Below are 23,024 nucleotides of genomic sequence, written 5' to 3' on the forward strand. Positions count from 1 at the left end.
TGGTTATTGGTTTTGTTCAACTTCATTTATAATCTCTTGTAGTCTCTTGTAAGGAATGCGTATCGTAAAAGTGACACCCAGACCGCTGTTTTCTGCTTGTATGGCTCCGCTGTGAGCCTGAACGATCTTTTTTGAAATAGCCAGTCCGAGTCCGCTTCCTGTAGGTTTTAAAATATTCTGATTCTTTGACTGATAAAATTTATCAAAGATCATCTCCAGATCTTCTTCAGGGATATGTCTTCCGGTGTTAAAAATACTGATGATCAGATAATCTTCTTTTTCAGACAGTTTAGTTTGTATGGTTCCCTGTTCATCGGTGAATTTTAAAGCGTTTCCGAGGATATTCTGGAAAAGCTGAATCATTCTTGCCTCGTCATGTTCAAATGTAGGGTGATTCAGAAGATTGACTTCACTTAAATGAATATTTTTCTGCTGGATCAGATGGAGGAGAGGATTTAAAGCTTTTTTGTAGGTTTCAAGAATATTATTTTCTTTGATATTCAGAGCAATTTCGCCGTGCTCCAGTTTATCAAGATAAAGAATATCGTTGATGATTTCGCTTAGTCTGTCAGATTCCGTGATGATGTTGTTTAAAAATTCCTGCTTGATATCTGTTGGAATATCGTCATCGTCCGCTAAGATTTCTCCTGCCGAACGGATGGCGGTGATTGGGGTTCTTAATTCGTGGGCCACAGAATCCAGGAAGTCATCTTTCTGACGGTCTTTGACGATTAAGTTCTCATTGGCTGTTCTCAGGTCATCAGAAAGTTTCTGCAATTCTTCAGACTGTTCCGTCAGCTTTTTATTGAGCGTAATATTTTCTTTGGATTCCTCTAAAATGTTTAAAACTTCCCTTAAAGATATTTTATCTTCTTTGGTCACACCCTCAATCAGAATTTTTGCAGACGCAGTCCCGATCCTTCCTGCGAGAAGGTTTTCAGAGAACTTGATAAACCTTGAATCCGCGGTTTCCGTTTTAGAATCGATATTATATTTTAAATTAAAAATCCTTAGCGCCTGCTCCGTTTTATTTTTGCCTAAAAATCTTTCCAGAATATTCCTGATGTCGGAAACATAAGCGGTTCCGCGCCATACAAAAGCATTTTCATGATTTAAAATATGCTTATCGATATCCACATATAATTCTGCGAAATTTCTTTCCCGGTAGTTTCCTTTAACGCTGACGGAAATAATTGTAAATAAGGCAGTATTGGTGAAAATAGACCAGAAAAAGATCTCCGGAATTCTGCTTAAAAAAGAAATATTGAAAAATCCGAAAGCATCATAGGTTTCCCGGATAACGCCTTTCAGTTCCTGATTATATGAGAAATAATACTGCGGAATAATCAATCCGAAATAACAGATTGCCAGTCCTACAAGAAGTCCTGCTACAGCACCTTTGTAACTTCCTCTTCTCCAGAATATCGCTCCGAAAAAAGAAGGTGCCAGCTGCGCGATCACGACAAATGAGATGAGTCCCACAGAATCCAGCGAAGTTTTCAGAATAAAATATTTATAGAAAATAAAAGCCATAATGATCAGGGCGAAGATGCTGAATTTCCTGATATTCGTAATATTTCTTGTGTTCTGAACCTCGTTGTCAGATTTGAATTTCCCCAACAAACCGTAAGGGATGATGAGGTTATTGGAAAGCATGATGGATAAAGTTATGGCTGAAATGATGATCATGGAAATACACGAGCTCAATCCGCCAAGGAATACAAAAACTGTAATCAAAGTATTATCAAAATGTTGCGGAATCAAAATAGAGTAGAATTCCGGATTTACCTTCTCTCCATCGAAAATCAGTCTTCCTCCCCAGGCGATAGGAAAGATGAATATGGTAAAGATTAATAAGTAAAGCGGGAAAAACCAGATTGCCGTTTTGATGTGTTTTTCCTGTCTGTTTTCGATGATTGCTGTGTGAAACTGTCTCGGAAGAATGCAGATAGCTGTTGCAGAGATCATGCAGAGAACCATCCAGTTCATTGCGCCCTCAATTCCGTTGAATGTGTTTTTTTCTTTAAAATCTTCAAATTTACTTGCCTTTTCATAGATGTCTGAAAAGCCGTCAAATACGAAGTAAATAACAAATATGCCCAGAATAATGATGAAGAAAAGCTTTAAAAAACTCTCCAAAGCAATGGCTGAAATAATTCCCAAACGTTTTTCTGAGGCATCAACATATCTGGTGCCGTAATACGAAGAGAATAAAGCGATTAAAATAACGACAAATGTTGCATTGTCGGTTAGTATATTGTTGGATATCGAGGTTTCTGTCACCAAATGGAAGGTTTCAGAAATAGCTTTGATCTGAAGCCCGATATAAGGAACAATGGCCAGCAGACAGACAATTGTGATAATCGCGCTGAAGCTTCTACTGTTTCCGTACCTTAAAGAAATGAAATCCGCCAGACTACTGATTTTGTTGATTCTGGAAATTCTTACGATCCTCGTATTAATGTAGATCCATGCAGGAATGATCATAATCGGTCCAATATAAATGGGCAGATAATTAAGTCCGCTTGTGGCGGCAACACCAATACTTCCGTAGTAGGTCCAGGCTGTGCAGTACACTGCCAGAGACAGGGCGTAAATGTAAGGGTTGTTGATCCACCGCTTGCTCTTTTTCTTCTCTGCCAGATGGGCAACTAAGAATAAAAGGGCGAGATAGATTAAAACAACAACAAATAACGCGAAACTACTCATCATACTTTTTTACGATTACAAAAGAAATAATGATGGAGATCATCCAGACCGCGAACAGGTAAATCAGAATCATCGGATAGCCGAAAACCTCTTTTTCACTGTTGAAAAGCAGTGAAATAGGAATACTGAAAGCCATCATCAGTCCGATGCTCAGGATAACCAGTTTTTGTTCGTGTCTTTTTTTCATAGCTAATAATGATTAATGATAATTGATAAATGACTGATATTATATCATCAGCTTATCAATTATCATTAATCGTTTATAAATTAAATCTTATCGTCTGAATATTCTCCTATCAGCGAATAGTATCCGAAAATAGCCAGTCCGCCTGATATGATTGGCACCAATACAAATAAGATGATGATCCCGAATACCAGATCTTCCTGCTTCCCTGAGGTGATCTTTGGAATTCCTAAAACCGTAGTTCCGAAATAGCCCACCACCAGAGCAACTGCAATCCAGAGTATGCCTAATATTTTTTTTAGTCCGTTCATTTTAGTAGTTTTAAAATTAGTAAAAAATTAAGTGATTCGGTATTTAATCGTGAATATTATTATTCTTATTTTTAAGATAAAATAATCCGATGACTAAACAGACTGCAGCGACTCCAATCGGATACCAAAGTCCCTCCAGATACCAGGTTGGATGTCCTGCATCCTTCCCTTGAGTGACCAGATAAGTTGCCACTGCCGGAAGAAGTCCTCCAAATACTCCGTTTCCAATATGATAAGGGAGTGACATCGAGGTGTAACGGATCCTAACAGGGAACATTTCAACAAGGAAAGCTGCGATCGGCCCATAAACCATAGTTACAAACAATACCTGAATGAAAACTAAAAATACCAGATACCATCTTGTGTCATTGTTTAGTGTAATCGATTTTGTGACTTTTGGTTCTTCTGCTTTTCCGGCTTTCATAACAGGACCGGCTGCAGACCAATGGACGATGCTGTCTTTTTTAATGAAAGTTCCGTCTGTGAAAGTAGTTTCTTTGTGAAATGTAATTAAGCTGTCCGATGCAATGTCTTTGTGAATGGCGGCAGTTCTTATCTCTTTGATCTCACCACTTGCAATGGTTTTAGCTTCGATGTTTACACTTTTATACATACTGTCGTAAATTGGCCTGTAGGCTAAAATCGCGACCAGCATACCTGTCATCATAATTGCTTTTCGTCCGATTTTATCTGAGAGCCAACCGAAAAACACGAAGAATGGGGTTCCCATTAATAGGGCAGTAGCCATTAAATAATCAACCTGCATCGAATCTATACTCATTACTTTCTGGAGAAAACTCATGGCATAGAACTGCCCGGTATACCAGATAACTCCCTGTCCCATGGCAGCACCGAACAATGCCAGTAAAACAAATTTGAAATTAAATTTATTTCCGAAACTCTCTTTTAATGGGTTTTTAGATGTTTTTCCTTCACTTTTAGCCTTTGCAAAAAGCGGAGATTCTTTCATGTTTTTTCTGATGAAGTAAGAAACCCCCACCATTAAAATTGAAATCCAGAACGGAACTCTCCATCCCCAGGAATCAAATTCTGCAGCAGATAACGTGTTTTTAGTAATTAAAATGACAATTAATGAAATGAAAAGTCCTGCAGTTGCGGTAGTCTGAATCCAGGAAGTCCAGTACCCCCTTCTGTGAGGTTGTGCATATTCTGCAACATAGGTGGCAGCACCTCCGTATTCTCCTCCCAATGCCAAGCCTTGTAAAAGTCTTAAAATTAAAACTAAAACCGGAGCCATGAATCCAATGGTTTCATATCCGGGAATACAACCGATCAGGAAAGTGGAGAATCCCATAATCAGTAGTGTAACAAGAAATGTATATTTTCTTCCGATAATGTCGCCTAATCTTCCAAAGAATAAAGCTCCGAAAGGCCTTACCACAAAGCCTGCTGCGAAGGTAGCCAGGGTGGATAAAAATGCTGCGGTAGGATTGTCTGAAGGGAAGAATTTTGTTGCTAAAACAACAGCTAAACTTCCAAAAATGTAGAAGTCATACCATTCTATCAGAGTACCGAGTGACGAGGCTGTGATCACGCTCCAGATGGTGCGGTTTTTCTGCCGTTCGGTCATATTCTCGTAGTTTTCGTGGTGATTTTCGCTCATGTTGATTGGTTTTGATGTTAATGGATTAAGATATTGAGTTCATCCTGGGTTTAAAGGTAAATCTGGAACTGTACAATGAGTTCGCCTTTTGAAGAAGGGCTTTCCGTAGGACTGGTGTAGATGGGTCTTGTAGAATACTGGGTGGTGATCTTCGCATGATGTCCATCTATGAACCAGTTGGCACCTACATCAAATTGTGAAGAAGACTTGTCGAAGGCTTCAAAACTTTTATGTGTATATGCTGCGAAAGGCTGTATTCTGATCTTTGGTTTTTCAGCCTGGCTCGGAAGCAGTAGTCCGGCTTGTGCATACACCACATTTCCTGTTCCTATCATGGGCTGTAGATTTCCGGGGCCTGCGATGGCTCTGTTTCCTGCGAAATTAGGGTCATTGGCTGCAATATTCATGGTTCCCAGATTTCTTATGTAATTAGGTCCGAAATTGTAGTTATAATATCCCGCATAGGCAGAAACAGCCATTTTGTGTTTTGCATTTCCCAAAGGAATGTCTGCAAAAGCATCCACTGCTAAAAGGGTGATATCATGTTTTTCAATATTGGAATTCACGGAAGTTCTTGTCCCATCCGCCTGATGATAAAAACCGGCACCTACATTGAAGACTTTTTTCGTTCCTAAATAAGATCCCACTTTGAAAGGAAGGGTATTGGATTCTTCATCCAGAAACTGGTATTCAACATAACCGGCCTTCGAAAAGCTTGGGTTTCCATTGTTGTCAACGGCTGCAGCTTTTGCAGGATCTGTAACATTGACTGGCACGAGATCTGTGGCAAAAGGTTTGTTTAAACTGAAGCGGTATTCCAGCTTACCATATTTTCCTTTAGCAAACATCCCCAGCTGTCTTGCAAATTGATCAGAATTATCAATTAAGGGCCATGAGAAAATAGGGGAATCTACGGTAAGGAAGTTTAGCGTGGAAGCCATCGTCATACGGGAAAGTCCCATGTAGTAATGAAGTCCTGCTCCTAAAGATAAACTGAATTTTCCTGCTTCTCCAGGTAAAATAACAGCGTACTCATTCCAGGCATCATGGAAAAAGAGTTGAGGTTTTTTGCCGTTTCCGTAACCTCCTGTTCCTGTGGTGCCTGTAGCGCCGCCGTTGATAAACGTTTGGTTATTGATCCCAAAATGGGCAAGGATCATGTATCTTTTAGAGATTTGTGCATAGACTAGAGCACGTAATCTTCTGTTTCCCAGGCTCCAGGAATTGTCGGTAGCTTCTCCGCCAACCATGCTTCCCGGGTTCATTTGGGTGTTTCTGAGCCAGAACTGGTCCCATAATATAAATCTGATGTACTTATCTCCTTCCGGATTGAGGTTTAATTTTAATCCACTTCCGTAATCAGGAGAACCCTGTGAGTATAAAGAACTGCTTATTAGGGCTAATCCAATAAATGAAAGTAATTTCTTCATAAATTATCAATTTTTGGCATTGTTTTTTGTGAAAGCCAAATTGTAATTAATAATTTATTTACAAAAATTTAATATATATTAGTGGTAAGAGTATAGTTTTTACTTAACTGATTGGTTTTTAGTTTCGAGTAGTAGAGTTTGAGAGTCTGAGTGTAAATGAGTTTGGGAAGGGGGTAATTGGATCTTGACTAATGAAGGGCAGATATCTGATGCTCTCAAATCCACCATTGCTAATGTCTGAAATCTGATGTCTGACATCTGACATCTTGACTCTAGTATCTTAACTACTTCTTAAACCTTTCCCACTTGATCAGCATATATTTATCTGCAAACTGAGTAATGATAAGTCCTGAGTTTTTGATGTTTTCTTCCTTTGCGATATATTCAATCAATTCATTCTGTTTCAGGATTTTATAGACAGGATGAAATTCAGAATGAGGGGGTCTTGTGATGTTGTATTTCTTGATCCAGGAGCTGATCGTTACGTGGGAAACACCGATAATCCTTTCTATTTCTCTGAAGCTTAAACCTTCGAGGTAGAGCTGCAGGGCTTTGGTTACATAATAGTCATCGATCTGTTTTCCCATTTTTTTTACGGTGAAATAATACTTGCAGTCTTTGCAGAGAAAACGCTGTTTTTCGTTGATAATTCCGCTTTTTACAATTTTATTGCCGTTGCATTTTGGGCACTTATTTTCCATAGCTATATGTTTTTAGCAAATATATAATAATTTAGCAAAATTATATTTATTGATAAAGATAAAATTACCTGTCTATTTCATTTAAACAAAAAAAAATATCTTTTTAATTTGGTTTTTAAAGTTATTATGCTTTAAATTTGCCAAAAAAATTAGATAAATAAATGGAAATAGAAATTTCCTCATGCGAACATCTAATGTATGTGAGTGAAATACAGCAGGAAATGTATGATTCTGCACAGCGTAGAGGAACGGGGATCGCAAAACGTTCCATTGAATATTTAACGAAAAAGATTTCGGATGGCAATGCTGTGGTTGCTACTGAAAATGACGAATGGGTTGGGTTTTGTTACATCGAGACCTGGTCACATGGTCAGTTTGTAGCCAATTCGGGACTTATTGTATCCCCCAATTACAGGAACAGAGGAGTAGCCACTTTGATCAAGAATAAGGTTTTCCAGTTATCTAGAGAAAAATATCCCAATGCAAAAATATTTGGGTTGACCACAGGACTTGCCGTGATGAAGATCAATAGTGATCTGGGTTATAAACCGGTGATTTATTCCGAACTCACACAGGACGAGGAGTTTTGGAGCGGATGCAAGAATTGTGTGAACTATGAAATTTTAATGAAAAAGGAGCGTAAAAATTGTCTGTGTACAGCGATGCTTTTCGTTCCTGAAAATAATAATAAAGTGAACGGGACTGAAATTCAGCAGTCCGAAATTGATGAGTACAATGGAGAAAAAGAAAGTAATCTTAGCGTTTAGCGGAGGTTTGGATACCTCTTACTGTGCTAAATATCTTAGTGAAACACTGGGATATGAAGTGTATGCAGTGACTGTAAATACCGGTGGGTTTTCTAAAGAAGAAGAAAAAGAACTGGAGAAAAAAGCCTTCAAACTGGGGGTAAAAGAATACAGGTGCGTAGATGCTCAGAAAGATTACTATAATTCTTGTGTAAAGTATCTGATCTTCGGAAATGTGTTGAAAAATAATACCTATCCATTGTCTGTAAGTGCTGAACGTACGGTTCAGGCTCAGGAAATTGCAAAATATGCCATAGAGACAGGCGCTGATGCTATTGCTCACGGAAGTACGGGAGCTGGAAATGATCAGGTTCGTTTTGATTTGATTTTCCAGGTAATGTGTCCGGAAGTCGAGATCATTACACCGATCCGCGATATGAGTCTGTCCCGTGAAGAAGAAATTGAATTCCTGAAAATCCATGGTTATGAAATGGAGTTTCACAAAGCACAATATTCTGTCAATAAAGGCCTTTGGGGAACTTCAGTAGGAGGAAAAGAAACATTGACTTCACGGAATTACCTTCCGGAAGAAGCTTTTCCGTCACAAATCAAAGAAACTCAGCCTTCAGAACTGGAAATTGAATTTAAAAACGGTGAGGTGGTAGCTGTAAATGGAGAAAATTTTGAATATTCCGTGTATGCTATTCAAAAGATTGAAGAGCTCGCTTCTGCTTACGGAATTGGCCGTGATATCCACGTGGGAGATACCATTGTTGGAATTAAAGGAAGAGTAGGATTTGAAGCGGCAGCGGCATCAGTGATCATCAAAGCGCATCATTTATTAGAGAAACATACGCTTTCAAAATATCAGCAGATGATGAAGTCCCAGCTTTCCGATTGGTATGGAAACTGGCTTCATGAAGCGCTTTTCCTGGATCCTGTGATGAGAAATATCGAGTCTTTCTTAACCGATTCTCAGGAAACGGTCAGCGGAAAAGTATTTGTAACTCTTCATCCGTACAGGTTTATTTTAAATGGAATTGAATCCAAACACGATCTAATGTCTGATCAATTCGGAAGCTACGGTGAAGCCAACAGAGCCTGGACAGGAGAAGATGTAAAAGGGTATACAAAAATTGTAAGCAATTCCTTAAATATATACCACCAGATCAATTCAAAATAAAGAGTTTTAATTAAGAAGATCCAAATAAAGAGTTCCAACGGAACGATTTACCTAAGGATAGGATGAAATCTATCAATCATAACCAAATCATCATATCATTAAAATATGAAAAAAGTAGGAATTGTAGGGGCCAACGGCTACACAGGAAGCGAATTGGTCCGTGTGCTGGCTTTTCATCCCCATGTGACATTGAGTTTTTTATATAGCCGTTCCAATTCGGGGACAAAAATTTCAGATTTGTACCCCGATTTAACGGCAGTTTGTGAACAGGTTTTAACGGACAAGCCGGAAGATGTGGATATTTTATTCTTATGCCTTCCGCATAAGGAAAGTCAGAACTGGTTGAGTCAAAATCCTGTTAATGAGGAGACTTTAGTAATTGATTTAGGAAACGATTTCCGTCTGGAAGGAAATTTTGGAAACAGAAATTTCATCTACGGACTTCCTGAAATAAATAAAAAAAATCTGGCAGGAACAAAAAGTATCGCCAATCCCGGATGTTTTGCAACGGCTATTCAGCTGGCTCTTATTCCATTAGCAGAAAAAGGGTTGTTGAATGAAGTGTACACAACAGGAATTACCGGATCAACAGGTGCAGGCCAGTCTTTACAGGCGACGACCCATTTTACCTGGAGAAACGATAACATATCGGCATACAAAACTCTGGCGCATCAGCATGTGGATGAGGTTTTACATCAGTTAGTTTCATTTAATCATAAAGAGATCAGCCTGAATTTTGTTCCATGGAGAGGCGATTTTGCAAGAGGGATTTTTACAAGTTCTACAGTGAAAACGGAATTAGTACTTTCAGATATCATTCAGTTGTATCAGGATTTTTATGAAGAGGAGCCTTTTGTGAAGGTAAGTGAAAAAGCAATTGATTTAAAGCAGGTTGTCAACACCAATCGCTGTGTGATTCATATAGAAAAGAGTGGGAGTGTAGCGGTTATTCACTCGGCGATTGACAATTTGTTGAAAGGAGCTTCCGGACAGGCAGTTCAAAACATGAATATAGCAATGGGCTGGGAAGAAAATCTGGGGTTGAACTTAAAACCGATAGCGTTTTAAAAAAAGAATGGTCAATAAGTCAATTGTGAATTGAAAAACTGAAATATTCGACTTAGGAAATTGGAGCGTTAAGAAAATTGAAATTTAATCCGTTAAAAAATTCTCACTGTTTGAGCACGAGACAAATTTTTAACCGAAGAACAAATAGTCAATTCGTGCGAGTTTTGAGGATTTTAGGATTCAATTTTAATTTTTAGCGGAAGTTTCCAAGTCTTGAACTTTTGTTTCTTTTGTTTTAAGACAAAAGAAAAATTATAAGAAAAAGATGACACTGTAAATCATTCATCAAACATCAATTATCATTTATAAATAGACATGAATTTATTCAACGTATATCCATTATTCAACATAAATCCGGTAAAAGCTCAGGGATCATTTCTTTGGGATGATAAAGGAGAAAAATATCTTGATTTTTACGGAGGTCATGCAGTGATTTCCATTGGACATAATCATCCGCATTATCAAAATAGATTGAAAGAGCAGTTAGAGAAAATCTCTTTCTATTCAAATTCTGTTCAGAATGAATTGCAGAATGAGCTGGCTGATAAATTGGGAAAACTTTCAGGCTATGAAGATTATAATCTTTTTCTGTGCAATTCAGGAGCTGAGGCTAACGAAAACGCACTAAAACTGGCATCTTTCCACAACGGAAAAAGTAAAGTGCTTTATTTTTCGGGATCATTTCACGGAAGAACTTCGGCAGCGGTTTCTGTAACGGATAATCCAAAGATTGTAGCTCCCGTTAATTTTTCTGAAAGATTCATCAAATCTGAATGGAATGATATCAAACAGTTGGAAGAAATCTTTGAAATTCAAGGGAATGAAATTTCATCTGTCATCATTGAGGGAATTCAGGGAGTGGGTGGAATTATGATCCCAACAGCAGAATTCTTGTCCAAAATTAAAGAACTGTGCGAAAAATATGATGCAGCTCTGATTTTGGATGAAGTACAGTCAGGATATGGAAGAAGCGGATATTTCTTTGCCCATCAGGAATTTGGAGTCGAACCGGATATGATTACGACAGCCAAAGGAATGGGAAATGGTTTTCCAATTGGTGGTGTTTTGATTCATCCCAAGTTTCAGGCAAGCAATGGTTTGCTGGGAACCACTTTCGGAGGAAACCACTTAGCCTGTGCTGCGGCTATTGCAGTTTTGGATGTTATGAAAGATGAAAATCTTACTGCAAATGCTCAGGAAATGGGTGATTATATTGAAAACGAAATTAAAGACTTTCCACATATTAAATCCATCCGAAGGAAGGGATTAATGATTGGGGTAGAGTTGGATCAGGACTGTTCAGAAGTGAGGAAAAGTCTATTGTACGACCATCACATTTTTACAGGAAATTCCAATGATAAAAGTGTCTTGAGGATCCTTCCGGCTTTGAATATCGGCAAAGAAGAAACAGATCTTTTTGTCAGTGCTTTAAAAGTAGTTTTAGATAAGATTTAAACCACAAAAGTCACAAAAGATATAAAAACTTTAGTGATTGTAAAGAAACTACTAAGCGCTTAAGAAGAACACTTGAGTTTTCTGAAAATCTTTGATTTTCATCTTATGTGAACTTACTGTTTTCAAAATAATAAAGCATTAAAACTGAAGTGTTCTAAAGTGTTTAATAATAAATAAAAACTTTTGTGCCTTTTGTGGTTAAGATTATCACAATTAATTAAAAATTCATCAAATGAAAAAATTCACCTCTGTAAGCGACGTAAAAAACTTACAGGAAATCATAAAAAAAGCTTTACAAATTAAAGAAAACCCTCATTCCGAAACACAAAAAGGAAAGGGAAAAACAATAGGTCTTGTGTTTTTAAATTCAAGTTTAAGAACTCGTTTAAGCAGTCAGATTGCAGCCCAGAATTTAGGATTGAATGTCCTGACTTTAAATGCCGCCCAGGAAGCCTGGAATCTGGAATTTGCAGACGGAGCCATCATGAACGGTGATACCGTAGAACATATCAAAGATGCTATTGAAGTATTAAATCAATACTGTGATATCATTGCAGTACGTTGTTTTGCGAGAATGAAGTCTAAAGAAGACGATGTGAACGAAAGTATCTTAAGTCAGTTTGAACAACACGCCAAAGTACCGGTTGTTTCTCTGGAATCTGCAACCCGCCACCCATTACAAAGTTTGGCAGACTCTATGACCATCACAGAAAACTGGAGAGAAGATCGTAAACCGAAAGTGGTTCTGACGTGGGCCCCGCACATCAAACCCATTTCTCAGGCTGTTGGAAATTCTTTCACAGAATGGATGCAGGAAATGGAGGTTGATTTTGTGATCGCTAATCCCGAGGGGTATGATCTCGATAAGAAATTTACAAAAGATATTAAGGTGATCCATAATCAGGATGAAGCTTTAAAAGATGCTGATTTTATCTACGTGAAAAACTGGTCGTCTTTTGATGAATATGCAGCCATGCCGGAAGTAAAAGAAAACTGGATGCTGACCGGAGAAAAGTTGAAAACTACAAATAACGGTAAGGTAATGCACTGTCTTCCTGTTCGTCGTAATGTAGAATTAAGCGATGAAGTAATGGATGGCGAAAATTCTATCATCTATCAGCAGGCCAAAAACAGAATTTTCTCTGCACAAGCCGTTTTTAGCGAAATTCTGAATGAAATAAATGCGTAAAGAGTTTCAAAGGAACGATTTAGCCAAGGATAGGATGGAATCCTGTCAAAATATAAATCCATAAAGAGTTCCAGAGGACCAATTTAACAAAATGTAGGATGAAGTCCTATCAATCAAAATGAAAGAAAAATTATACATCATAAAAATAGGAGGCGCCCTGATTGATAATACAGAGTTGCTTGACCAGTTTTTGGATCAGTTTTCTGAGATTGGAGAAAAGAAAATCCTCGTACATGGAGGCGGAAAACTGGCTACGACCCTGGCGGATAAGCTGGGAATTGAACAGAAACTGGTAAACGGCAGAAGGATTACCGATAAAGACACGCTGGATATTGTGTCCATGGTGTATGCAGGAAGTATCAATAAAAATATAGTGGCTAAACTACAGGCGAAAAATTGTGATGCTATAGGGTTTTCAGGGGCTGATGGAAATATCATTGAGGCTAGAAAAAGGATACATCCCGAAATAGATTTTGGATTTGTAGGTGATATTGACAAGCAGAGTATCAATGAAAATTTGCTTTCAAAACTGATTGACCTTGATCTGATTCCTGTTTTTTCTGCCATTACCCACGACAAAAAAGGAAATCTTTTAAATACAAATGCTGATACTATTGCTTCGGTGATTGCACAGTCGTTGTCTGATGTTTATGATGTAGAATTGTTGTTTTGTTTTGATAAAGAAGGTGTTTTGGAAAATGTTGAAGATCCCGGATCAATTATAAAAAGGGTATCCGCAGAAGAGTTTTCTGTTTTAAAAGAAGCTGGGAAATTGCATAAAGGAATTCTTCCCAAACTTGAAAATGCTCTCGGAGCTGTAAAGAATAATGTCAATAAGGTATTCTTAATTAAAGAAACCGAATTAAAGAACCATATAGAAAACCATCATGGAGGAACTGAAATCTGTTTATAGTAAAGAAGAGTTACTGACTCAAGCAGTTGAATTGCTTAAAAAGCTGATTACCATTCCTTCCTTCAGTAAAGATGAATACAATACATCCGTAGAAATTGAGAATTTTTTCACGAAGCATCAGATTCCTGCTAAACGTTTTAAAAATAACATTTGGGCAGTCAATAAAAACTTTGACGTATTGAAGCCATCTATTTTGCTGAATACGCATCATGATACCGTGAAACCCAATAAGGCATATACATTAGATCCGTTTTTGCCGGTTGAGCAGGATGGGAAATTGTATGGATTGGGGAGTAATGATGCCGGAGCTTCTTTGGTTTCTATGGCTCAGGCTTTTTTACATTTTTATGAGAAAGAAGATTTAAAATATAATTTAGTGATTGCTTTGACAGCTGAGGAGGAGATTTCAGGATTTGATGGAATTGAAGCCTTATTTCCACAACTTCCTACTATAGAACTCGCCATTGTAGGAGAACCCACGCAGATGAATCTGGCGATCGCGGAAAAAGGACTTTTGGTGATAGATGGGGAAATGAAAGGAACTCCTTCTCACGCTGCTCATCCGAATGACGATAATTCCATTGTAAAATGTATGGAAGATCTTCAGAATATTCTGAACTTCAGATTTCCGAAGGTTTCCGATTATTTAGGGGATGTTAAAGTTACGCTGTCAGGAATTCACGCCGGTGTTCAGCATAACGTAGTTCCGGAAGCCTGTACTTTTACTTTGGATGTAAGGGTCACGGATGAATATTCCAATAAAGAAGCTTTTGAAATCATTCAGTCACACATGAAATCAACATTGACAGCCAGGTCTTTCAGGTTGAATTCCTCAAAAATAGAAATGGACCATCCGTTTGTACAGGCAGGTCTGGAAATCGGAAGGACAACTTACGGTTCGCCAACATCGTCCGACCAGGCCATTATTCCATGTACCTCCGTGAAAATAGGTCCGGGAGACAGCAGGCGCTCTCACACGGCAGATGAATACATCTATATCAAAGAGATTGAAGAAGGAATTGAAATCTATATAAGGATCTTAGAAAAAGTTTTGTAAAGACTTCAGATATCAGATTTCAGACACTAGATTTTTAAAAGTCTGATATCTGATGTCTGAAATCTATTATCTAAAAAATAATGTTTTAACCACGCTCAGCGGGCAGATTAAAGTTCAGTTTTTAATAAAGATTTATGCAAAAAAGAAAATTAAAGACGAAGACTTTTCAATGCGGAAATGTTTTTTTATAGTTAAAGATACTCTGCTGAGCAGGTTGAAACGAATTAAAAGAATACCATGATGAAATCGCAATTGGTTGAAATTCTGGTAAATAAACAAATGAAGGCTACAATTACATAGGGCCTTGGAAAAAATAATTACGTATGAAAAAGATATGGCAAAAGGACAACCTGGCCACCAATATACTAGTCAACAAATTTACAGTTGGGAAAGATCTTGACTTTGACGAGCGTTTAGCAAAATATGATGTTAAAGGTTCCATGGCGCATTGCCAGATGTTGGCAGAAACCGGAATTATCTCCGGTGAAGAATCAGAACAGATGCTTTCTGTTTTGGCAGATATTTTAAAAGATATCGAGAACGGAAACTTTGAGATCGATAAAGAAGCAGAAGATATTCATTCTCAGATTGAAGCGATATTAATTGAAAAATTAGGCGATACCGGAAAGAAAATCCATACGGCAAGATCCCGGAATGATCAGGTTTTACTGGATATCAAACTGTATTTATTGGATGAAATTCGTGAAATTACAGCTCTGACCGATGCGTTTTTTCAAATTTTGATCAAACTGGCAGAACAGCATAAAAATGTACTGCTTCCGGGTTATACCCACCTTCAGATTGCCATGCCATCTTCGTTTGGATTGTGGTTTGGAGCATATGCTGAAGCATTATTAGATGATGTTGAACTGTTGTTTTCGGTGAAGAATATTATCAATAAAAATCCTCTGGGTTCGGCGGCAGGATATGGTTCTTCTTTCCCTATTGATCGTGAAAGTACGACCTACAACTTAGGTTTTCAGTCGATGAACTATAATTCTGTGTACGCACAGATGACCCGTGGGAAATCTGAAAAAATGCTGTCTATGGCAATGGCTACTTTAGCGGGAACGCTTGGGAAGTTTGCTTATGACGTCTGCTTATATTTAAGTCAGAATTTCGATTTTATAAGTTTTCCGAAGGAGTTTACAACGGGAAGCAGCATTATGCCGCACAAAAAGAATCCGGATATTTTTGAACTGGTTCGTGCACGATGCAACAGAATTCAGTCCTTACCGAATGAGCTTATTTTACTGACAAATAATTTACCGTCAGGTTACCATAGAGATGTACAGCTAACAAAAGAAATTCTTTTTCCGGCTATCGATTCCTTGAAAGAATGTCTGGAAATTCTAAGTTATACCCTTCCCAATATTCAGGTAAGAGAAGGGATTCTCGAAGATGAAAAATATAAATACCTTTTCAGCGTAGAGAAGATCAATGAAGAAGTGAAAAAGGGAAGTTCATTCCGTGATGCCTATGTAAAAGTAGGGCAGGAGATTGAAAATAATGAATTTGAGTTTGAAGTTGGAAATCTTGAGCATACCCACCAGGGAAGTCTGGGAAATCTTTGTCTGGATAAAATAGAATATCAGTTCAACAAACTGAAGAATAAATTATTGGGTTGATTTTGAACCATTAAGATCATTGAATTTTTTAAGCTGAGTTAAGAAGATCTACCGATTTTATATGCAGGAAACTTATCAGAATTCGCTTGCGAATCCTTAACCATCCTTAATTACTTAAAGAAATCTTAATGGTTTAATACATTTGAAAATGATTAGTCCAGATCAATTTTAAACTTAGTCGATTTTTTCACCTCGTGAAGCACAATAGAACTGTGGTACTGGCCGATATTAGGAATGTTTGAAATCACATTAACAGCGAAATCATTATAAGAGTTGATGTCCTTCGCAATGATCTTAAGCATATAATCATATTCGCCGGAAAGACTGATGATCTCCTGGACTTCATCGTGTTTCATAATGTTCTTCTCAAAGGTTTCCAGTACTTTCTGGGACTGTTCTTTAAGACGGACATTACAGTACACCACAATATTCAGACCCAGCTTTTCACGGTTCAAAAGACCAACGTATTTCTCAATAATACCATGTTTCTCAAGTTGTTTGATCCTTTCATAAGTTGGAGTAAACGTAAGACCTATCCTTTCTGAAATTTCTTTTACAGATAGCGTAGAGTCTTCCTGAATAATACTGAGAATCATTTTGTCTTTTAAATCCATAGAGTAGGTTTGAGTTTTAACAAAAATATCAATTAAAAATGAAAATAAGGAAGGATTACAAGTTTTAATTATTTGGGACTTTAGTTTTGCAGATTCGTAAAAATGTTATATCTTTGCACCTAATGAATAAAAGAGTGTTTATATCATTAGATTTACCGGGCGAAAGCGCCCTTTACGATATTTATTATAATTAAGCGAAGATCCTGTCTTCGCTTTTTTTATGCTCAAAAATTAAGAATTATGTTTACGATCACAGAATTAAGCACCGAGAGAATCAACAGTATACTGACCGAAGCACTGGCTTTTGCCAACGGGAAAACTGCAAAAATTGAAGGAGAAGTTTTCTGCTCAAATCTTTTCTTTGAAGACAGTACAAGAACAAAGACGAGTTTTGATATGGCAGAAAGGAAACTGGGGCTGCAGGTAGTACCTTTTGATGCTTCGCACAGTTCTGTCAATAAAGGAGAGAGCCTTTATGATACGGTGAAAACCATTGAAAGTCTGGGGGTGAATCTGGTAGTTATCAGAGACAAGAAAGACAGGTATTTCGAAGAATTAAACAACATCAATATTCCAGTGATCAACGGAGGGGACGGAACAGGAAATCACCCGTCACAATGTATGCTGGATCTGATGACCATCTATCAGGAATTCGGAAAATTCGAAGGATTGAAGATAGGAATTGTAGGGGATGTAAAACATAGCCGTGTGGCGAATTCAAATGCTGAAGCTTTAAGAAGGTTAGGCGCTAAAGTATACTTCTCAGGACCGGAACATTGGTTTGATGAAGGCGCTTTAATTAACGGAACTTATTTACCGGTTGATCAGCTGATCGCTGAAGTAGATGTTCTGATGCTGTTAAGAATTCAGCACGAAAGGCACGATGCCCAGATGAGTTTCTCCGCTTCCGAATACCATAGAAAGTACGGTCTGACGAAAGAAAGAGAAAAAGTAATGAAAGAAGGAGCGATTATCATGCATCCTGCCCCGATCAACAGAGGCGTTGAAATTGATACTGACCTCGTGGAATGCGAACGCTCAAGAGTGTTCAAACAGATGCAGAACGGAGTCTTCGCAAGAATGGCCATCCTGAAAGAAGCACTGGAAAAAGAAGGGCATATCTTTAAGGAATTGTAAAAAGTAAAATGTAGAAAGTAAAATGTATAAAATATAGAATACATGATACAACCGACATTATACATTGTACAAAAGAAATTATACAGAATAAAATAGAATAAAGAGATAAATAAAATGAAGAAAAAATTAATACTGGAGTCCGGTGAAGTGTTTCATGGAGAAGGTTTCGGAGCAGAATTGGAAACTGCCGGAGAAGTAGTTTTCAATACCGGAATGACAGGATATCAGGAGTTGATCTCCGATCCGTCATACTGCGGTCAGATTGTTTGCATGACCTATCCGCTTATCGGAAATTATGGTATTAACCGTGATGATTATGAAAGCATCGAGCCGGCTATTAAAGGACTTATCGTAAAAGAAGTGTGCGATCTTCCATCTAATTTCCGAACCCAGATGACTTTAGATGAATTATTTAAAAAGAAAAACCTTTCAGGAATTTCAGGAATCGACACCAGGAGACTGACCAGAGTTTTACGTAACTACGGAGTGGTAAAAGGAAAGATCGTGAATGCAGATACTGATGAAAATGCAGTAGTTACAGAGCTGAAATCTACAACTTTCCCTATCAACCAGGTAGAAATGGTTTCTACAAAAACATCTTATGCCAATCCGGGAAGAGGGTTCAAGGTAGTGCTGATAGATTTTGGTTCCAAGCTGGGAATTATCAGAGAATTGTCTCAGAGAAACTGCGATATAACAGTCGTTTCCCATGATACAACAGCAGAGGAGATCTTATTGATGGATCCGGACGGGATTATGCTTTCAAACGGTCCTGGTGACCCTGAAGACAACCCTCAGGCTTTAGAAATGATCCGCGGATTATTAGGAAAAGTTCCCATCTTCGGAATCTGTTTAGGACACCAGCTGATCGGTCTTGCCTGTGGTGCAAAAACGTTCAAACTGAAATTCGGACACAGAGGAGGAAACCACCCTGTATTGGATCTGGAGAAAAACAAAGTATCTATCACTTCTCAGAACCACGGCTATGCAGTAGATCAGGAAAGTCTTAAAGACACAGACCTAGTTGAAACTCACATCGCTCTAAACGACAGAACCAATGAAGGTCTGAAACACAAGATCCACCCATGCTTCTCCGTTCAGTACCACCCTGAAGCAAGCCCTGGCCCTGAAGACGCGAATTATTTGTTTGACGAGTTCATTGATTTAATGGAGGGCTTCAAAAAATAAGAACCAAGAATCAAGATACAGGAACCAAGACGCAAAAACAAGATTAATAGACTACAGATGCACAACTTTGAGAAATTACTTTTCTGGCAAAAATCTATTGTATTGGCAAAAAATGTTTACATTATTTGTCAGGAGATCAATAACGATGAAAAGTACGGTTTGATTTCTCAAATTAAAAGATCAGCAGTTTCTATTCCCTCTAATATTGCTGAAGGTTCAGGTAGAAATGGAAGTAAAGAGTTTAATCATTTTCTGGCGGTTGCTCTAGGTTCAGCTTTTGAACTGCAGACACAATTGATTTTGATTAAAGAACTAAATCTCTTACCGGAAGAAAAAATAAATGCTTTACTAAATGAAGTTTCTGAAATTCAGAGAATGATTTATTCGTTTAAAAATAATTTAAAATAAAAGTCTGGAATCTTGGCTCTTGGCTCTAGAATCTTGACTCTACAATAAAAAGAAAAATGGCAAAACGTACAGATATAAAAACAATTTTAGTAATCGGTTCAGGACCCATCATCATCGGTCAGGCAGCTGAATTTGATTACGCAGGAACGCAGGCTTGTCTGTCTTTGAGAGAAGAAGGCTACAAGGTGATTTTGATCAACTCAAACCCTGCAACTATTATGACGGATGTAGAAATCGCAGATAAAGTATATATCGAGCCGATTTCCCTTCAGTTTGTAAGCCACATCATCAGAAAAGAACGTCCGGATGCTTTGCTACCAACGCTTGGAGGTCAGACGGGTCTGAATATGGCGGTAGAATTGGAAAAATCAGGAATTCTTGAAGAATGTAAAGTAGAAGTTTTAGGAACTACACTTTCTGCAATCAACAGAGCGGAAGACAGAGATCTTTTCCGTGAATTGATGAGAGAATTGAACGAACCGGTTCCTGAGTCAGATATCGTAACTACAGTAGAAGGAGCAATCCGTTTTGCTGAGGAAATTGGATATCCCGTAATTGTTCGTCCTGCCTTTACGATGGGTGGAACAGGAGGTGGTATTGCCTCTACCGAAGCCGAATTAAAAGAGATTGCTGAATTAGGATTAAAATACAGTCCGGTGACGCAATGTCTTATCGAGAGATCAATTGCAGGTTTCAAAGAAATTGAATACGAAGTAATGCGTGATGCCAACGACAATGCGATTGTGGTTTGTAACATGGAAAATATAGATCCGGTAGGCGTTCACACAGGGGATTCCATCGTAGTGGCGCCTTCTCAGACGCTTTCTGACAGAGAGTACCAGTTATTGAGAAATGCTTCGCTGAAGATCATCAGAGCCTTAGGAATTGAAGGAGGATGTAATGTACAGCTGGCTTTAGACCCGCATTCATTCAACTATTATATTATCGAGGTGAATCCTAGAGTTTCCCGTTCATCAGCACTGGCAAGTAAAGCGACAGGATATCCGATCGCAAAAATTGCTGCTAAAATTGCTGTAGGATTAACACTAGATGAGATTATGAATCCCGTGACAGGAAAAACATACGCATGTTTTGAGCCTGCCCTTGACTATGTAGTAACAAAATTCCCAAGATTCCCTTTCGATAAATTCGAAACAGCGGACAGAAGATTGTCTACACAGATGAAAGCGACCGGAGAAGTAATGGCCATCGGAAGAAACTTTGAGGAATCATTACAGAAAGCCGTTCGTTCTTTAGAAACAGGTTTAAGACATTTGGGATTAAAAACAAAACAGGCTGCAGCATTAACACCAGAAGATATCGAAAGAAGAATCAGAGTTTGTGACGATGAAAGACTGTTCATTATCTGTGACGCTCTGAGAAGAGGTTACGATTGGGAGCAAATTGTAGAATGGAGCAAAATTGATAAATTCTTCATTTGGAAATTAAAGAAACTTGTTGACTTTGAAAAAGTAATTGCGGCCAATAAATTTGATAAAGAAACCTTAATTCAGGCTAAAAAATTAGGCTTCTCAGATCAGAATATCGCTCATTTATGGGAATCTAAGCAAAGAGAAGTTTATAATTTCAGAAAAGAAAATGGCATAATACCAGTTTACAAAATGGTAGATACGTGTGCCGCAGAATTTGAAAGTGAAACCCCTTATTTCTACGGAACTTACGAAGAAGAAAATGAAAGTGTAGTCACTGATAAACAAAAAGTGATTGTTTTAGGTTCAGGACCAATCAGAATCGGACAGGGAGTAGAGTTTGATTATGCAACCGTTCACTCGGTTTGGGCGATCAAAGAGATGGGTTACGAAGCGATTATTATCAACAATAACCCTGAAACGGTTTCTACAGACTTCTCGATTTCAGATAAATTATACTTCGAACCTTTAACGGAAGAAGATGTAATGAGTATCATCGATCTTGAGAAACCAATGGGAGTTGTTGTTCAGTTCGGAGGGCAGACAGCGATCAACTTAGCGGATAAACTGGCAAGTTACGGAGTGAAAATTCTGGGAACTTCACTGGAAGACTTAGACAGAGCTGAAAACAGAGATAAATTTGAAAAGGCCCTTCAGGAAATGGGAATTCCCCAGCCTTTAGGAAAAACGTCAACATCAAAAGAAGAAGCCATTACCATTGCCAACGAGATAGGGTATCCGGTTTTGGTTCGTCCAAGTTATGTACTAGGAGGTAGAGCCATGGAAATTGTTTACACCGAAAGCGAATTGGCACATTACATGGAATTTGCGGTAGATGCAAGCCCGGAACATCCGGTTTTGGTGGACCGTTATATTACAGGAAAAGAAGTTGAAGTAGATGCAATCTGCGATGGTGAAACAGTCATTATTCCTGGAATTATGGAACATATCGAAAGAGCGGGGGTTCACTCCGGAGACTCTATTGCGGTGTATCCGCCTCAGAATGTTTCGCAGGAGGAAATCGACACTTTGGTAGATTATACCCAGAGACTGGCAAAAGGATTGAATGTGATTGGTTTAATGAACATCCAGTACGTTCTTTTCGAAGGAAATGTTTATGTAATCGAGGTGAATCCACGTTCATCAAGAACAGTTCCTTTCCTGTCTAAAATTACAGAAGTTCCGATGGCTAATTTAGCAACGAAAGCGATTTTAGGACAGAAACTGAAAGATTTAGGGTATAAAAACGGATTAGTTCCGAATAAAGAAGGAGTCTTCGTAAAAGTTCCTGTATTCTCTTTCTCAAAACTAACGAAAGTTGATATCTCTCTGGGACCTGAAATGAAGTCTACGGGAGAAGTAATGGGGAAAGATACAACGCTGGAAAAAGCTCTGTACAAAGGATTAATTGCAGCAGGAAGAAAAGTTCCGATGCATGGGTCAATTTTGTTCACAGTTGCAGATAAACACAAGCAGGAAGCAGCAGATCTGGCAGCAAGATTTCACGAAGTTGGTTTCAGAATCTGGGCAACGGAAGGAACGGCTAAATTCTTTGGAGAACAGGGAATTCCTTGTAAAATCGGATATAAGATCGGAGAAGATGATGTCAACCTGATCGACCTGATCCAGAAAGGGAAAGTACAGTATGTAGTGAATACCATGACCAAAGGGAAACAGGTAGAAAGAGACGGATTCCAGATCAGAAGAATGAGCGTGGAAAACGGCGTTCCTTGTTTAACATCCATGGACACCGTAGAAGCCATCCTGAAAGTAATTGAAAGCATGAGTTTCAAAATGGAGACGATGTAATGATCGAAACCAGATGATATATTTCAAACCCCGTGAGTTTTTTCGCGGGGTTTTTGTTTGTAGTGAAGATCAAATTGTTTGCTGTTTATGGATATTTATATACACTAGGAAAATGATAAATTGATCATTGGAATAAGTATTTTATTTTAACAAGAAATACCAATATCAGAAATTAACTTAATGCTAAAAATCCAGAAATATATACATGCCCTCAGAATTTGCCCCTGTTCTCAGTCACTT

19 protein-coding genes are annotated in these 23,024 nt (G+C 38.2%); 12 read left to right on the forward strand and 7 right to left on the reverse strand.

Going from position 1 to position 23,024, the window contains the following annotated elements; translation table 11 throughout:
* Positions 1 to 3 precede the first annotated feature (3 nt).
* The 6 genes from HHL23_RS16700 to HHL23_RS16725 form a co-directional block, all read right to left on the reverse strand.
* Entirely contained in the window at positions 4 to 2,709 is a 2,706-nt protein-coding gene (locus tag HHL23_RS16700; RefSeq protein ID WP_169235956.1) for an ATP-binding protein, read from the reverse strand.
* Positions 2,702 to 2,896: a hypothetical protein gene (locus HHL23_RS16705; RefSeq protein WP_169235928.1), complete on the reverse strand. Its 195-nt coding sequence runs from the start codon at positions 2,894 to 2,896 to the stop codon at positions 2,702 to 2,704. Before HHL23_RS16705 ends, HHL23_RS16700 begins: the two co-directional genes overlap by 8 nt.
* An 80-nt stretch (positions 2,897 to 2,976) precedes the next feature.
* Complete coding sequence (locus HHL23_RS16710) at positions 2,977 to 3,204, reverse strand: DUF6814 family protein (RefSeq protein WP_169235929.1); 228 nt, start codon at positions 3,202 to 3,204, stop codon at positions 2,977 to 2,979.
* A 43-nt stretch (positions 3,205 to 3,247) separates the two neighbouring features.
* Positions 3,248 to 4,828, reverse strand: a complete 1,581-nt coding sequence (locus tag HHL23_RS16715; protein ID WP_169235930.1) for an MFS transporter — start codon at positions 4,826 to 4,828, stop codon at positions 3,248 to 3,250.
* Between the two features lie 50 nt (positions 4,829 to 4,878).
* On the reverse strand, positions 4,879 to 6,258 hold the full coding sequence (locus HHL23_RS16720) for a porin (RefSeq protein ID WP_169235931.1): 1,380 nt from the start codon (positions 6,256 to 6,258) through the stop codon (positions 4,879 to 4,881).
* A 284-nt stretch (positions 6,259 to 6,542) separates the two neighbouring features.
* The gene (locus tag HHL23_RS16725) at positions 6,543 to 6,959 is read right to left on the reverse strand and encodes an IS1/IS1595 family N-terminal zinc-binding domain-containing protein (RefSeq protein WP_169235932.1); all 417 of its coding nucleotides are present in this window, start codon (positions 6,957 to 6,959) and stop codon (positions 6,543 to 6,545) included.
* Between the two features lie 161 nt (positions 6,960 to 7,120).
* On the opposite strand from HHL23_RS16725, the gene HHL23_RS16730 reads away from it, so the two are divergent.
* From HHL23_RS16730 to argH, 8 genes are all read left to right on the forward strand, one after another.
* Positions 7,121 to 7,726 carry a GNAT family N-acetyltransferase gene (locus tag HHL23_RS16730; RefSeq protein ID WP_169235933.1) on the forward strand — a complete coding sequence of 202 codons (606 nt, stop codon included), beginning with the start codon at positions 7,121 to 7,123 and terminating at the stop codon, positions 7,724 to 7,726.
* Positions 7,695 to 8,888 carry an argininosuccinate synthase gene (gene argG, locus HHL23_RS16735; protein WP_169235934.1) on the forward strand — a complete coding sequence of 398 codons (1,194 nt, stop codon included), beginning with the start codon at positions 7,695 to 7,697 and terminating at the stop codon, positions 8,886 to 8,888. Before HHL23_RS16730 ends, argG begins: the two co-directional genes overlap by 32 nt.
* Before the next feature lie 105 nt (positions 8,889 to 8,993).
* Positions 8,994 to 9,956 carry an N-acetyl-gamma-glutamyl-phosphate reductase gene (gene argC, locus HHL23_RS16740; protein ID WP_169235935.1) on the forward strand — a complete coding sequence of 321 codons (963 nt, stop codon included), beginning with the start codon at positions 8,994 to 8,996 and terminating at the stop codon, positions 9,954 to 9,956.
* Positions 9,957 to 10,271: 315 nt separating this feature from the next.
* Positions 10,272 to 11,411: an aspartate aminotransferase family protein gene (locus tag HHL23_RS16745; protein WP_169235936.1), complete on the forward strand. Its 1,140-nt coding sequence runs from the start codon at positions 10,272 to 10,274 to the stop codon at positions 11,409 to 11,411.
* 232 nt (positions 11,412 to 11,643) lie between these two features.
* Positions 11,644 to 12,600, forward strand: coding sequence for an N-acetylornithine carbamoyltransferase (locus HHL23_RS16750; protein WP_185194887.1), 957 nt, complete (start codon positions 11,644 to 11,646; stop codon positions 12,598 to 12,600).
* Positions 12,601 to 12,718: 118 nt separating this feature from the next.
* On the forward strand, positions 12,719 to 13,513 hold the full coding sequence (gene argB, locus HHL23_RS16755; RefSeq protein ID WP_169235937.1) for an acetylglutamate kinase: 795 nt from the start codon (positions 12,719 to 12,721) through the stop codon (positions 13,511 to 13,513).
* Entirely contained in the window at positions 13,488 to 14,570 is a 1,083-nt protein-coding gene (locus HHL23_RS16760; protein ID WP_169235938.1) for a M20 family metallo-hydrolase, read from the forward strand. The genes argB and HHL23_RS16760 overlap by 26 nt, the downstream gene beginning before the upstream one ends.
* A gap of 323 nt (positions 14,571 to 14,893) precedes the next feature.
* Positions 14,894 to 16,198, forward strand: a complete 1,305-nt coding sequence (argH, locus tag HHL23_RS16765) for an argininosuccinate lyase (RefSeq protein WP_169235939.1) — start codon at positions 14,894 to 14,896, stop codon at positions 16,196 to 16,198.
* Positions 16,199 to 16,350: 152 nt separating this feature from the next.
* Here the strand turns inward: argH and HHL23_RS16770 are convergent, their stop codons facing one another.
* Complete coding sequence (locus HHL23_RS16770; protein ID WP_169235940.1) at positions 16,351 to 16,812, reverse strand: Lrp/AsnC family transcriptional regulator; 462 nt, start codon at positions 16,810 to 16,812, stop codon at positions 16,351 to 16,353.
* Between the two features lie 240 nt (positions 16,813 to 17,052).
* Between HHL23_RS16770 and HHL23_RS16775 the strand changes: the two genes are divergently transcribed.
* From HHL23_RS16775 to carB, 4 genes are all read left to right on the forward strand, one after another.
* Positions 17,053 to 17,949, forward strand: coding sequence for an aspartate carbamoyltransferase catalytic subunit (locus HHL23_RS16775; RefSeq protein WP_169235941.1), 897 nt, complete (start codon positions 17,053 to 17,055; stop codon positions 17,947 to 17,949).
* 114 nt (positions 17,950 to 18,063) lie between these two features.
* A complete protein-coding gene (locus HHL23_RS16780; RefSeq protein WP_169235942.1) occupies positions 18,064 to 19,137 on the forward strand; it encodes a carbamoyl phosphate synthase small subunit in 1,074 nt (357 codons plus the stop codon).
* 57 nt (positions 19,138 to 19,194) lie between these two features.
* A complete protein-coding gene (locus HHL23_RS16785) occupies positions 19,195 to 19,545 on the forward strand; it encodes a four helix bundle protein (RefSeq protein WP_169235943.1) in 351 nt (116 codons plus the stop codon).
* A gap of 56 nt (positions 19,546 to 19,601) precedes the next feature.
* Entirely contained in the window at positions 19,602 to 22,784 is a 3,183-nt protein-coding gene (gene carB / locus HHL23_RS16790) for a carbamoyl-phosphate synthase large subunit (RefSeq protein WP_169235944.1), read from the forward strand.
* The last annotated feature ends 240 nt before the right edge of the window (positions 22,785 to 23,024 follow it).

Origin of the sequence: Chryseobacterium antibioticum (assembly GCF_012927325.1) — a bacterium.
GTDB lineage: Bacteria > Bacteroidota > Bacteroidia > Flavobacteriales > Weeksellaceae > Chryseobacterium > Chryseobacterium antibioticum.